Source organism: Lelliottia sp. CFBP8978, assembly GCF_034046055.2.
In the GTDB taxonomy this organism is placed as follows: Bacteria; Pseudomonadota; Gammaproteobacteria; order Enterobacterales; family Enterobacteriaceae; genus Enterobacter.
In genome coordinates, this window is record NZ_CM188253.1 from 729,962 (window position 1) to 743,911 (window position 13,950).

The window sequence follows — 13,950 nt, forward strand, 5'->3', positions numbered from 1 at the left end:
CAGGAGCCGAGAAGAAAATGCCAAAACGTACAGACATAAAAAGCATCCTGATCCTTGGCGCTGGCCCGATTGTGATCGGCCAGGCCTGCGAATTCGACTACTCTGGCGCACAGGCGTGTAAAGCCCTGCGTGAAGAGGGTTACCGCGTCATTCTGGTTAACTCCAACCCGGCCACCATCATGACCGACCCGGAAATGGCTGATGCGACGTATATCGAACCAATTCACTGGGAAGTGGTACGTAAAATCATCGAAAAAGAGCGTCCGGATGCCGTGCTGCCAACCATGGGCGGCCAGACCGCGCTGAACTGCGCACTGGAGCTGGAGCGTCAGGGCGTACTGGCGGAGTTTGGCGTTACCATGATTGGCGCCACCGCTGACGCGATTGATAAAGCGGAAGACCGTCGCCGTTTCGACGTGGCGATGAAGAAAATTGGCCTCGACACCGCGCGCTCTGGAATTGCGCACACCATGGAAGAGGCGCTGGCGGTTGCCGCTGACGTGGGCTATCCGTGCATCATCCGTCCGTCCTTCACCATGGGCGGTACAGGCGGCGGGATCGCCTACAACCGCGAAGAGTTTGAAGAGATTTGCGAACGCGGTCTGGATCTCTCCCCAACCAAAGAGCTGCTGATTGACGAGTCGCTGATTGGCTGGAAAGAGTACGAGATGGAAGTGGTGCGTGATAAAAACGACAACTGCATCATCGTCTGCTCTATCGAAAACTTTGATGCCATGGGCATCCACACCGGTGACTCCATCACCGTCGCGCCAGCCCAGACCCTGACCGATAAAGAGTATCAAATCATGCGTAACGCCTCGATGGCGGTACTGCGTGAAATCGGCGTTGAAACCGGCGGTTCTAACGTGCAGTTCTCCGTGAACCCGAAAAACGGTCGTCTGATTGTTATCGAAATGAACCCGCGCGTATCACGTTCCTCGGCGCTGGCTTCTAAAGCGACGGGTTTCCCGATTGCGAAAGTGGCGGCGAAACTGGCGGTAGGTTACACCCTCGACGAGCTGATGAACGACATCACCGGTGGCCGCACTCCGGCTTCGTTTGAGCCGTCCATCGATTACGTCGTCACCAAAATCCCTCGCTTTAACTTCGAGAAATTCGCGGGCGCAAACGACCGTCTGACCACCCAGATGAAATCCGTCGGCGAAGTGATGGCGATTGGCCGCACTCAGCAGGAATCCCTGCAAAAAGCGCTGCGCGGCCTGGAAGTGGGCGCAATGGGCTTCGACCCGAAAGTGAGCCTCGACGATCCGGAAGCACTGACCAAAATCCGTCGCGAACTGAAAGACGCAGGCGCCGAGCGTATCTGGTACATCGCCGATGCGTTCCGCGCAGGTCTCTCCGTGGACGGCGTCTTTAACCTGACCAACATCGACCGCTGGTTCCTGGTGCAAATCGAAGAGCTGATTCGCCTGGAAGAAAAAGTGGCCGAGATGGGCATTAACGGTCTGGACGCTGACTTCCTGCGCATGCTGAAGCGGAAAGGTTTTGCCGATGCGCGTCTGGCTAAACTGGCGGGCGTTCGTGAAGCGGAAATCCGCAAACTGCGTGACCAGTACAATCTGCACCCGGTCTACAAACGCGTGGACACCTGTGCGGCAGAGTTTGCCACCGACACCGCCTACATGTACTCCACCTATGAAGACGAGTGCGAAGCCAACCCATCGGTCGATCGCGATAAGATTATGGTCCTCGGCGGCGGTCCAAACCGTATCGGCCAGGGCATCGAATTTGACTACTGCTGCGTACACGCCTCTCTGGCGCTGCGTGAAGACGGTTACGAAACCATTATGGTCAACTGTAACCCGGAAACCGTATCGACCGACTACGACACCTCTGACCGCCTCTACTTTGAGCCAGTCACCCTGGAAGACGTGCTGGAAATCGTGCGTATCGAGAAGCCAAAAGGCGTTATCGTGCAGTACGGTGGCCAGACTCCGCTGAAGCTGGCGCGCGCGCTGGAAGCCGCAGGCGTACCGGTTATCGGCACCAGCCCGGATGCGATTGACCGTGCGGAAGACCGCGAACGTTTCCAGCAGGCGGTTGACCGTCTGAAGCTGAAACAACCCGCAAATGCCACTGTCACCGCGATTGAAATGGCCGTTGAGAAAGCCAAAGACATCGGCTATCCGCTGGTGGTGCGCCCGTCCTATGTGCTGGGTGGCCGCGCGATGGAAATCGTCTACGACGAAGCCGACCTGCGTCGTTACTTCCAGACGGCGGTGAGCGTCTCTAACGATGCGCCAGTGCTGCTGGACCGCTTCCTTGATGATGCGGTTGAAGTGGATGTGGATGCGATCTGCGACGGCGAAATGGTGCTGATTGGCGGCATCATGGAGCATATTGAACAGGCTGGCGTTCACTCCGGTGACTCCGCATGTTCTCTGCCAGCGTACACACTCAGTCAGGAAATTCAGGATGTGATGCGCCAGCAGGTGCAGAAACTGGCCTTTGAACTTCAGGTACGCGGCCTGATGAACGTCCAGTTCGCGGTGAAAGATAACGAAGTCTACCTGATTGAAGTTAACCCGCGTGCGGCGCGTACCGTACCGTTCGTTTCCAAAGCGACCGGCGTTCCGCTGGCGAAAGTGGCGGCGCGTGTGATGGCGGGCCAGACGCTGACCCAGCAGGGCGTGACGAAAGAGATAATTCCGCCGTACTACTCGGTAAAAGAAGTGGTTCTGCCGTTCAACAAATTCCCGGGCGTTGACCCGCTGTTAGGGCCTGAAATGCGCTCAACCGGTGAAGTGATGGGCGTGGGACGCACCTTTGCAGAAGCGTTTGCCAAGGCGCAACTGGGCAGTAACTCCACCATGAAAAAACAGGGGCGCGCATTGCTCTCCGTCCGCGAAGGCGACAAAGAGCGCGTGGTGGATCTGGCCGCGAAGCTGCTGAAACAGGGCTTTGAACTGGATGCGACCCACGGGACCGCCATCGTGCTGGGTGAAGCAGGCATCAACCCGCGCCTGGTCAATAAGGTGCATGAAGGTCGTCCGCACATTCAGGACCGTATCAAGAATGGCGAGTACACTTACATCATCAATACCACGGCCGGTCGTCAGGCGATTGAAGACTCCAAGCTGATTCGCCGCAGCGCGCTGCAGTACAAAGTGCATTACGACACCACCCTGAACGGCGGTTTCGCGACAGCCATGGCGCTGAATGCGGATGCCACCGAGAAGGTGATTTCGGTGCAGGAAATGCACGCGCAAATTAACAAATAAGCGAGTTGTAGGCCGGGTAAGGTAAAGCTGTCACCCGGCACAATGGGGTGTGCGGCCTGATGCCCTCACCCCGCCCCTCTCCCACAGGGAGAGGGAGAACACGTTAAAAACGGCAACCTGGTTGCCGTTTTGCTTTTACTGTCTTCAGTTTTGTAGGCCGGATAAGGTATAGCCGCCACCCGGCAACACATCTCTTCGTTCGTCTTCAGAGTCTTCTGGTTTTCCATCTCTCTTCAGTCAGTTAGCCTAAAATGGTTAAGTCGATAATTAAATTCAACTGAAAAGCAGGGAGAACACCATGCGAAATAAACTTCTGGCTACCTCACTTTTTGCTGCCGCAGCCCTCTTTACCGTTGCCGGTTGTTCATCCAACCAGGCCGTGAAAACCACTGACGGTAAAACGATCGTCACCGACGGCAAGCCGCAGGTGGATGACGATACCGGACTGGTTTCCTATAAAAATGCCGAAAATGGCCAGACTGAGCAGATTAATCGCGATCAGGTGAAGTCGATGGGTGAGCTGGATAACTAATCGTTTTCCGTGGCCCCGCGTGCGAGTGTGGGGCCAGTGCATCATGTTTTCAGTGCGGAACAGACCGGCGCGCCGTATTCACTCTTTTCCTCCCGCTTTTCCTCAAGGCTACAATCCTCCCCATAAATGCGTTCCAGCAGGGCGCGCATCAGTCATGAATACATAAATAACAGTTATCATTGTAAGCGGTTCAATTAACTGTCTACACTCTTGCTCATTACAACAAGTGTTTACACAGGCATTACCATGATTCTGATAATTTATGCGCATCCTTATCCGCAGCACTCGCATGCGAATAAGCGAATGCTTGACCAGGTAAGGACGCTCGAAGGGGTGGAAATTCGCTCCCTTTATCAACTCTATCCCGACTTCAATATTGATATCGCCGCCGAACAGGAGGCGATATCGCGCGCGGATCTGATCGTCTGGCAGCATCCCATGCAGTGGTATAGCACGCCGCCGCTGCTCAAACTGTGGATCGACAAAGTCTTCTCCCACGGCTGGGCGTACGGGCATAACGGCCACGCGCTCAAAGGCAAAAGCCTGTTGTGGGCTGTCACCACCGGCGGGGGCGAAAGCCATTTCGATATCGGCTCGCATCCGGGGTTTGAGAGCCTGGCGCAGCCGCTGCAGGCGACGGCGATCTACTGCGGATTAACGTGGCTTCCTCCTTTTGCGATGCACTGCACCTTTGTGTGTGACGATGAAACGTTGCAGGCGCAGGCTCGTCACTACAAACAACGTTTACTCGACTGGCAGGAGACCCACCATGGATAGTCATACGCTGATACAGGCGCTGATCTACCTGGGGGCGGCGGCGCTGATAGTGCCGGTTGCCGTGCGTCTGGGCCTGGGCTCGGTACTGGGTTACCTGATTGCTGGCTGTGTCATTGGGCCGTGGGGACTGCGGCTGGTGACTGACGCCGAGTCGATTTTGCATTTCGCCGAAATCGGCGTGGTGCTGATGCTGTTTGTCATTGGTCTTGAACTGGATCCGCAGCGGCTATGGAAACTGCGCGCCTCGGTATTCGGCGGCGGGGCATTGCAGATGGTCGCCTGCGGCGCGCTGCTGGGCGGTTTTTGCATTTTGCTCGGCATGGACTGGAAGGTGGCGGAATTAATCGGCATGACGCTGGCGCTCTCCTCGACGGCGATTGCGATGCAGGCGATGAATGAGCGCAACCTGACGGTTTCTCAGATGGGGCGCAGCACTTTTTCCGTCTTACTTTTTCAGGACATTGCCGCAATCCCGCTGGTGGCAATGATCCCGCTGCTGGCGGCCAGCGGTTCGTCAACCACGCTGGTGGCGTTTGCCCTGTCGGCACTGAAAGTCGTGGGAGCGCTGGCGCTGGTGATCCTGTTAGGCCGCTACGTGACGCGTCCGCTTCTGCGTTTTGTTGCGCGTTCGGGTTTGCGCGAAGTGTTCAGCGCCGTCGCGCTGTTCCTGGTGTTTGGCTTTGGTCTGCTGCTCGAAGAAGCGGGCTTGTCGATGGCCATGGGGGCGTTCCTGGCGGGCGTTCTGCTGGCCAGCTCCGAATATCGCCATGCGCTTGAAAGCGATATTGAACCGTTCAAGGGGTTGCTGCTGGGGCTGTTTTTCATCGGCGTCGGGATGTCTGTCGACTTCGGGACCCTGGTGACGCACCCGCTGCGCATTCTCATTCTGCTGGTCGGTTTTTTGGTGATCAAAATGGGCATGCTGTGGCTGATCGCCCGTCCGCTGAATGTGCCGAATAAACAGCGCCGCTGGTTTGCCGTGCTGCTGGGGCAGGGCAGTGAGTTCGCCTTCGTGGTGTTTGGCGCAGCGCAGATGGCGAATGTGCTGGAGCCGGAATGGGCGAAGGCGTTGACGCTGGCGGTAGCGTTGTCGATGGCCGCCACGCCGATTCTGCTGGTATTACTGACCCGGCTGGAACAATCCGGCAGCGGGGAGGATCGCGAAGCCGATGAGATCGATGAAGAGCAGCCGCGGGTGATTATTGCCGGATTTGGACGCTTTGGACAAATTACCGGCCGTTTACTGCTCTCCAGCGGCGTGAAAATGGTCATTCTTGATCACGATCCTGACCATATCGAAACCCTGCGTAAATTCGGTATGAAAGTCTTTTACGGCGATGCAACGCGCGTCGATTTGCTGGAGTCCGCCGGGGCCGCCAAAGCGGAAGTGCTGATTAATGCGATTGACGATCCTCAGGCCAGCCTGCAACTGGCGGAACTGGCGCTGGAGCACTTCCCGAATCTGAAAATCATTTCTCGCGCTCGCGATGTCGATCACTACATCAAACTGCGTCAGGCTGGGGTTGAGGCGCCGGAACGTGAAACATTTGAAGGCGCGCTTAAATCCGGTCGTCTGGCGCTGGAAGGACTGGGGCTGGGCGCTTATGAAGCGCGCGAGCGCGCTGACCTGTTCCGTCGTTTTAACACTGATATGGTCGAAGAGATGGTGGAAATGGCAGAGGGCGATGCCTCCTCTCGCGCTGCAGTGGTCAAGCGCACCAGTGCGATGTTAACCGAGATCATCAACGAGGATCGCAATCATCTTTCGCTGACTCAGCGCCATGGCTGGCAAGGCACGGAAGAGGGGAAACATACCGGCGATCCGCAGGATGAACCCGAGAGTAAACCTGCTACGTGAAGTGGAGTTGCCAGCAATTTTGAAAAATTTCACGTTCTTTACTCTACCGCCAGTCGACGAAAGATTAAGCTTTCCGTATAGTGGCGGCAATTTTTTGCATCCGGGAAATTTTCAATGATCAGTCTGATTGCAGCGCTGGCGGTAGACCGCGTTATCGGTATGGAGAACGCCATGCCGTGGAACCTGCCTGCCGATCTCGCATGGTTTAAACGTACAACGTTAAATAAGCCCGTCGTCATGGGCCGCCTGACCTGGGAGTCAATTGGACGCCCCTTGCCGGGCCGTAAGAATATCGTCATCAGTAGCCAACCCGGTACCGACGATCGCGTTGAGTGGGTAAAATCTGTCGATGACGCGATTGCCGCATGCGGCGACGCCGAAGAGATTATGGTGATTGGCGGTGGTCGAGTGTATGAGCAGTTTCTGCCAAAGGCGCAGAAGCTGTATTTGACTCACATTGATGCGGAAGTGGAAGGGGATACGCATTTCCCGGACTACGATCCGGACGAGTGGGAATCCGTATTTAGCGAATTCCACGACGCTGATGCGCAAAACTCGCATAGCTACTGCTTCGAAGTTCTGGAACGTCGGTAAGTTTGTCACCCTCTCCCGACGGGGGAGGGTGAACGCTCTCAGGAGGCGACAGCCTCACCTTCTCCTAAGTCCAGTTGCCGGTTCGACGGCTGAACAAAGATCTTTTTATCTTCCCAGCGCAGGCAAGTCAGATCGCCGCCCCAGCAACATCCTGTATCCAGCCCGTAAATATTCTCCGGCGTTCCCTTGCCTTCAAGGGAGGCCCAATGACCGAACACGACGCTGTACTCTTCTGTCACCGGACCCGGGATGGCAAACCACGGCTTAAGCGGCGTGGGAGCATTTTCCGGCGTGTCTTTACAGTACATATCCAGTTGCCCATTAGGGAAACAGTAACGCATGCGCGTGAACGCGTTAGTCACGAAGCGCAGACGCGCCAGCCCGCTTAACTCCGGGCTCCAGTTGTTGGGCATATCACCATACATCGCATCCAGGAAGAACGGATAGGAGTCGCTGGCAAGCACGGCTTCCACGTCGCGGGCGCACTCTTTTGCCGTCGCGAGATCCCACTGTGGGGTAATGCCGGCATGCGCCATCACCAGCTTTTTCTCTTCGTCGACCTGCAACAATGGCTGACGACGCAGCCAGTTGAGTAACTCGTCGGCATCGGGCGCTTCAAGCAGAGGTGTCACACGATCTTTGGGTTTGTTGCGGCTGATACCTGCAAACACCGCCAGCAGATGCAGATCGTGGTTGCCGAGAACAACGCGCACGTTATCGCCCAACGATTTAACGTAGCGTAAAACGTCCAGCGAGCCGGGACCGCGTGCAACGAGATCGCCCGTCAGCCATAGCGTGTCTTGCCCAGGCGTAAACTCCACCTGCTTTAACAGTGCGATCAGTTCATCGTAGCAACCGTGAACGTCGCCAATCAGATATGTAGACATGTCATTAATGAATGAAAGTAGGAACGGCGAGACGGAAAACAGGAATGGCAACGCGGAACGTATTACCGTCTGCATCAACCATTTCATAATGGCCCTGCATCGTGCCCATCGGTGTTTCTATGACGGCACCGCTGGTGTATTGAAACTCTTCGCCAGGGGCGATGTGGGGTTGTTCTCCGACCACACCTTCACCCTGGACTTCGATCTCACGGCCATTGCCGTTAGTAATCAGCCAATAGCGCCCGATGAGTTGTACAGGCATCCGCCCCAGATTGCGAACAGTGACGGTGTAGGCAAAAACAAAACGTTCGTCGTCCGGGGTGGACTGAGACTCGATATAGACGCTTTGCACCTGAACACATACGCGGGGCGAATCAATCATGGCTTACTCCTTGGGCGGCGCGTTATCGCTGATGTAATTAGCTAACTTACAATACTGCTCAACGGAAATGTTTTCCGCACGCATTGCCGGATCGATACCTAATTCGGTCAACACCTCGACGCTAAACGAGTTACCAAGGCTGTTACGAATCGTTTTACGGCGCTGGTTAAAGGCCTCGGTGGTGATGCGGCTCAGTACGCGCAGCTCTTTGACCGGGTACGGCATCACAGCGTGTGGTACCAGACGAACGACCGCAGAATCCACTTTCGGCGCTGGAGTAAAGGCCGTTGGCGGCACTTCAAGCACCGGGATAATCTGACAGTAGTACTGCGCCATGACGCTTAATCGACCATACGCTTTACTGTTCGGCCCTGCAACCAGTCGGTTGACGACCTCTTTTTGCAGCATAAAGTGCATGTCGGCGATGGCATCAGTATAGCTAAACAGATGGAACATCAGCGGCGTAGAGATGTTATACGGCAGGTTACCAAAGACGCGCAGCGGCTGACCCAGTTTCTCCGACAGCTCGGCAAAGTTCATGGTCATGGCGTCTTGCTGATAAATGGTCAGCTTTGGCCCCAGGAACGGGTGTGTTTGCAGGCGAGCAGCCAGATCGCGGTCCAGCTCAATAACGGTCATTTCGTCAAGACGTTCACCCACAGGCTCAGTCAGAGCGGCAAGACCCGGACCAATTTCGACCATGGCCTGGCCTTTTTGTGGATTAATAGCTGAAACGATGCTTTCGATAACAAACTGATCGTTAAGGAAGTTTTGCCCGAAGCGTTTGCGGGCTAAGTGGCCCTGATGGACTCTAGTATTCATTGAGTATTAATAATCATTTTGATGGCGAGATTAAGCGCCGTAATAAAACTGCCGACATCCGCTTTGCCTTTTCCTGCCAGATCCAGTGCAGTACCGTGGTCAACGGACGTTCGAATAAAGGGTAAACCGAGCGTGATATTCACAGCGCGGCCAAATCCCTGGTATTTTAGCACGGGCAGGCCCTGATCGTGGTACATCGCAAGCACTGCATCGGCACTATCAAGATATTTGGCCTGAAAAAGGGTATCGGCGGGCAGGGGCCCGCTGAGATTCATCCCTTTGGCACGCATTTCGTCCAGCACCGGAATGATGGTATCAATCTCTTCAGTACCCATATGCCCGCCTTCGCCTGCATGCGGATTTAACCCGCAGACAAGCACATGCGGCGCTTTGATACCGAATTTGGTTTGCAAATCGTGATGCAAAATGGTGATGATTTCACGCAGCAACGCGGGCGTGATGGCCTCTGAAATCGCTTTGACAGGCAGATGGGTGGTGACAAGCGCAACGCGCAGCTCTTCTGTCGCCAGCATCATCACAACTTTGTCGCTATGAGAACGCTCTTCAAAGAATTCGGTATGTCCGGTAAAGGGAACACCCGCTTCATTGATAACGCCTTTATGCACCGGGCCGGTAATCAGCGCTGCAAACTCGCCATTCAGGCAACCATCACAGGCGCGAGCCAGCGTATCCACGACATAGAGGCCGTTTTCAGCGCTGAGCTGACCAGGCGTGACCGCTGTTCGCAGGGGAACCGGAAGGAGCGTTAATGTGCCTTGCGGCTGCGGAACGGGATGTTGGCTCGAATCATACGGCAGGAGCGTTAAAGGCAGACCGAGCAATTTTGCCCGGTCTTGTAGTAGTGTTGCGTCAGCACAGACGACCAGTTCCACCGGCCAGCTTCGCTGAGCGAGCTGGACGACGAGGTCGGGACCAATCCCGGCGGGTTCGCCGGGAGTGATAACAACACGGTGTTGTTTCATTAGTTGCTCAGTACTTTCACGTAAGCGCTGGCGCGTTGTTCCTGCATCCAGGTTGCCGCTTCTTCAGAGAATTTACGGTTGAACAGCATACGGTAGGCTCTGTCTTTCTGTGCCGCGTCAGTTTTATCCACGTTGCGGGTATCCATCAGTTCGATCAGATGCCAGCCGAATGAAGAGTGTACCGGAGTACTCATCTGGCCTTTGTTCAGTTTCATCAGTGCGTCGCGGAATGCCGGATCGTAGATATCCGCAGCAGCCCAGCCAAGATCGCCGCCCTGGTTGGCAGAACCCGGATCCTGAGAGAACTCTTTCGCTGCGTTTGCGAACGATGTTTTGCCGCTCTTGATATCCGCTGCGATCTGTTCCAGTTTCACGCGGGCCTGATCGTCCGTCATGATCGGTGATGGCTTAAGCAGGATATGGCGGGCATGGACTTCCGTTACGGAAATGCTCTGGCTCTGGCCGCGCAGATCGTTCACTTTCAGAATATGGAAGCCAACGCCGGAACGAATTGGACCCACGATATCGCCTTTTTTCGCCGTACTCAGCGCTTGAGCGAAGATCGATGGCAGCTCCTGGATACGCCCCCAGCCCATCTGGCCACCTTTAAGCGCCTGTTGGTCGGCAGAATACGTGATCGCCAGTTTGCCAAAATCTTCGCCCTTACGTGCCTGCTCAACGACAGCGCGCGCCTGGCTTTCTGCTTCAGCAGCCTGATCGGACGTTGGATTTTCCGAAAGCGGGATCAGAATGTGGCTCAGATTCAGCTCGGTGCTGGCATCGTTCTGATTGCCAACCTGCTGCGCCAGTTGATCAACTTCCTGCGGCAGGATCGTTACGCGACGACGAACTTCGTTGTTGCGCACTTCAGAAATCAGCATCTCTTTGCGGATCTGATTGCGGTAGGTCGCGTAGCTGATTCCATCGTACGCCAGACGGCTGCGCATCTGATCCAGCGTCATATTGTTCTGCTTAGAAATATTGGCGATCGCCTGATCGAGCTGCTCGTCAGTGATTTTTACACCCATTTTCTGACCCATCTGCAGAACAATCTGATCCATGATCAGACGTTCGAGGATCTGATGACGCAGCGTAGCGTCATCTGGAAGCTGCTGACCTGCCTGGCCCGAATTGAGCTTTACAGATTGCATCAAACCATCAACGTCGCTTTCGAGCACAACACCGTTGTTCACAACGGCGGCGACCTTATCAACAACCTGTGGCGCAGCAAAGCTGGTGTTCGCAACCATGGCGATACCGAGCAGCAGCGTTTTCCAGTTCTTCATACTTTTTCCATTTCAATTAACCGCAAAGCGGATTACGTTGTAAATCAAGCTCATTACAAGGAACTACGGTACGGCAGAATATTCGAACGCAGCATCTGCTGAGTGCCCAGTCCATAGTTAGAGCTGAGGCCGCGTAATTCGATATTAAAGCCAATGACCTTATCGTATTTGCTCTGATTGTTATCGGTATCCCAGCCGTTAAGTTTGCGCTCGTAGCCAACGCGAAGCGCGTAACAGCAGGAGTTATATTGCAAGCCAACCATCTGATCCGCTGGCTTGCTGGTATTGGTGTCAAAGTAATAGGCGCCCACAATTGACCAGCGATCGGCGATTGGCCAGCTTGCAGCTCCACCCACCTGTGAGATGCCTTCTTTATACTGCTCGGCGGTGAAGCTCGGTAATGTCGCCTGAATATATTCCGGGCTGGCATAGCGATAGGTCAACTGTACCATCCGATTTTCATCACGACGGTATTCGAGAGCACTACTGCTTGTCGCGACATTATTCAGGCGCGTATCGTACTGGAGACCACCACGCAGACCCCAGCGATCGGTCATGCGCCAGTAGGTATCACCCGCCCACACCAGCGATCCCGTTTTGTTATCTTTTTCCCAGTTGATGTTGTCATCACCGGTACGAGATTCGGTGAAGTAGTAGATTTGACCAACGGAAACGTTAAAACGTTCAACGGAAGCTTCATCATAAAGACGGGATGTGACCCCTGTTGTAACCTGGTTAGCTGAAGCAATGCGGTCAAGACCACCATAGGTACGGTCACGGAACAGGCCGCTATAGTCAGATTGCAGCAACGATGAGTCGTAGTTATTGATATGGCTTTGGTCGCGATAGGGGACGTACAGGTACTGCATACGTGGTTCCAGCGTTTGGGTATACCCCTCCGCCAGATTCATATCGCGTTCGAAAATGAGTTTACCGTCCATCTTAAACTGCGGGAGAGTACGGTTAACGGAATCTTTCAGATCGGCGTCATTATCAGTGTTGTAATTTTCAATATTTTTCTGCTGATAGTGAGTTGCCATCAGCTTGGCTTCGGTATCCAGACTTGCCCAGTCATTCGACCATGGCAGGTCGATCGTCGGCTCAATGTGAAGACGCGTCGCTTCCGGCATATCCGAATTGGTATTCACGAAATGCACGGCCTGGGCATACACTCGGGTGTCGAACGGACCGACGTCATTCTGATACCAGTTCACGTCCAGCTGCGGTTCAGCACCGTAAGTGCTGCGGGTCTGATTGCTGAAAACCTGGAACTGCTTCGTAGATACTGTGGCGTTGAAGTTCTGAATGGCATAACCGACGCTGAATTTCTGCGTCGCATAGCCATCAGTACTTGAACCATATTTGGTATCGAAGTCGCTGAAATAATAAGGATCGCTAACCTTGGTGTAGTTGACGTTAAAACGCCATACCTGGTCCATCACCCCAGCATGCTGCCAGTAATATAGCCAGCGATGGCGATCGCCTTCTGACTGATGTTCATCCTGGAACACTTTATCCGACGGCAGATAATCCAGCTCCATCAGGCCAGTGCCTGCTTTGGTCAGATAGCGGAACTCGTTTTCCCACATGATGTTCCCGCGCTTATGGATATAGTGCGGGGTAATTGTGGCGTCCATATTGGGCGCGATGTTCCAGTAATACGGCAGGTAGAACTCAAAATAGTTGCTGGTGCTGTATCTGGCATTCGGGATCAGGAAGCCTGACCGGCGCTTATCACCGACCGGCAACTGCAGGTAAGGGCTGTAGAAAACAGGCACTGGCCCGAGTTTAAAACGCGCATTCCAGATCTCAGCGACCTGCTCTTCGCGGTCATGGATCACTTCGCTGCCAACGACGCTCCAGGTATCGGAACCCGGCAGGCACGAGGTGAATGAACCATTCTCAAGGATGGTATAGCGGTTTTCGCCACGCTGTTTCATCAGATCCGCATTTCCGCGGCCCTGACGACCCACCATCTGGTAATCACCTTCCCAGACGTTGGTATCTTTAGTATTCAGGTTTGCCCAGCCTTTCGGACCTTTCAGGATGACCTGATTGTCGTCATAGTGCACATTGCCCAGTGCATCGACCGTACGAACCGGCTCCGCCGCGCCCTCTGGTTGTTTCTGATGCAGCTGAACTTCATCTGCCTGCAGACGGCTATTACCCTGGTTGATATCGACGTTGCCCGTAAAAGTGGCGTTATCAGGGTAGTTACCTTTTGATTGGTCAGCAGTAATCGTCACAGGCAAGCTGTTGGGATCGCCCTGTACCAGCGGGCGATTATAACTTGGGATGCCAAGCTTACACTGCGAGGCAAGATCGGCGGCCATTCCCTGTTGGCTATACAGAGCCGCGCCGATCATGGTGGCCAGGAGGGTGGGGATACGTTTTTTCATACGTTGTATTTAGTGTTCCGTCATCAGTGGCTACGGCTTACAAACGGTCAGAGACTATCTTACTCATCAGCGCAGTGCCAGCGTTAATCCTGCCCGTTTGCGAGTCAGAGTGTTAGGCTCGCTATCGAATGACGAGTATGATAATGCAAATTATAGGCGATGTCCCTCAAATGACCGTGGCTCGACCA

The 13,950-nt window shown here is 54.6% G+C and carries 11 protein-coding genes; 5 read left to right on the top strand and 6 right to left on the bottom strand.

Annotation, left to right across the window (positions count from 1 at the left end; translation table 11 throughout):
* Positions 1 to 17: 17 nt before the first annotated feature.
* The 5 genes from carB to folA all read left to right on the top strand — a co-directional run bounded on the left by carB (position 18) and on the right by folA (position 7,003).
* On the top strand, positions 18 to 3,242 hold the full coding sequence (carB, locus tag SOM82_RS03425) for a carbamoyl-phosphate synthase large subunit (protein WP_320460356.1): 3,225 nt from the start codon (positions 18 to 20) through the stop codon (positions 3,240 to 3,242).
* Between the two features lie 298 nt (positions 3,243 to 3,540).
* Positions 3,541 to 3,774: a YgdI/YgdR family lipoprotein gene (locus SOM82_RS03430; protein WP_154127157.1), complete on the top strand. Its 234-nt coding sequence runs from the start codon at positions 3,541 to 3,543 to the stop codon at positions 3,772 to 3,774.
* 246 nt (positions 3,775 to 4,020) lie between these two features.
* Positions 4,021 to 4,551: a glutathione-regulated potassium-efflux system oxidoreductase KefF gene (kefF, locus tag SOM82_RS03435; RefSeq protein WP_320460355.1), complete on the top strand. Its 531-nt coding sequence runs from the start codon at positions 4,021 to 4,023 to the stop codon at positions 4,549 to 4,551.
* The gene (kefC, locus tag SOM82_RS03440) at positions 4,544 to 6,409 is read left to right on the top strand and encodes a glutathione-regulated potassium-efflux system protein KefC (RefSeq protein ID WP_320460354.1); all 1,866 of its coding nucleotides are present in this window, start codon (positions 4,544 to 4,546) and stop codon (positions 6,407 to 6,409) included. Before kefF ends, kefC begins: the two co-directional genes overlap by 8 nt.
* Before the next feature lie 114 nt (positions 6,410 to 6,523).
* On the top strand, positions 6,524 to 7,003 hold the full coding sequence (gene folA, locus SOM82_RS03445; RefSeq protein WP_100777676.1) for a type 3 dihydrofolate reductase: 480 nt from the start codon (positions 6,524 to 6,526) through the stop codon (positions 7,001 to 7,003).
* 38 nt (positions 7,004 to 7,041) lie between these two features.
* On the opposite strand, the gene apaH is transcribed toward folA, so the two are convergent.
* Genes apaH through lptD form a run of 6 tightly spaced genes read right to left on the bottom strand, consistent with a single transcriptional unit; the run spans position 7,042 to position 13,762 of the window.
* Entirely contained in the window at positions 7,042 to 7,890 is an 849-nt protein-coding gene (gene apaH / locus SOM82_RS03450) for a bis(5'-nucleosyl)-tetraphosphatase (symmetrical) ApaH (protein ID WP_154127160.1), read from the bottom strand.
* Between the two features lie 4 nt (positions 7,891 to 7,894).
* Entirely contained in the window at positions 7,895 to 8,272 is a 378-nt protein-coding gene (apaG, locus tag SOM82_RS03455; protein WP_320460353.1) for a Co2+/Mg2+ efflux facilitator ApaG/CorD, read from the bottom strand.
* Between the two features lie 3 nt (positions 8,273 to 8,275).
* Positions 8,276 to 9,094, bottom strand: a complete 819-nt coding sequence (gene rsmA / locus SOM82_RS03460; protein WP_320460352.1) for a 16S rRNA (adenine(1518)-N(6)/adenine(1519)-N(6))-dimethyltransferase RsmA — start codon at positions 9,092 to 9,094, stop codon at positions 8,276 to 8,278.
* Positions 9,091 to 10,077: a 4-hydroxythreonine-4-phosphate dehydrogenase PdxA gene (gene pdxA / locus SOM82_RS03465; protein ID WP_320460351.1), complete on the bottom strand. Its 987-nt coding sequence runs from the start codon at positions 10,075 to 10,077 to the stop codon at positions 9,091 to 9,093. The genes rsmA and pdxA overlap by 4 nt, the downstream gene beginning before the upstream one ends.
* A complete protein-coding gene (gene surA, locus SOM82_RS03470) occupies positions 10,077 to 11,363 on the bottom strand; it encodes a peptidylprolyl isomerase SurA (protein ID WP_154127164.1) in 1,287 nt (428 codons plus the stop codon). Before surA ends, pdxA begins: the two co-directional genes overlap by 1 nt.
* Positions 11,364 to 11,416: 53 nt before the next feature.
* Positions 11,417 to 13,762, bottom strand: a complete 2,346-nt coding sequence (gene lptD / locus SOM82_RS03475; RefSeq protein ID WP_320460350.1) for an LPS assembly protein LptD — start codon at positions 13,760 to 13,762, stop codon at positions 11,417 to 11,419.
* Positions 13,763 to 13,950 lie beyond the last annotated feature (188 nt).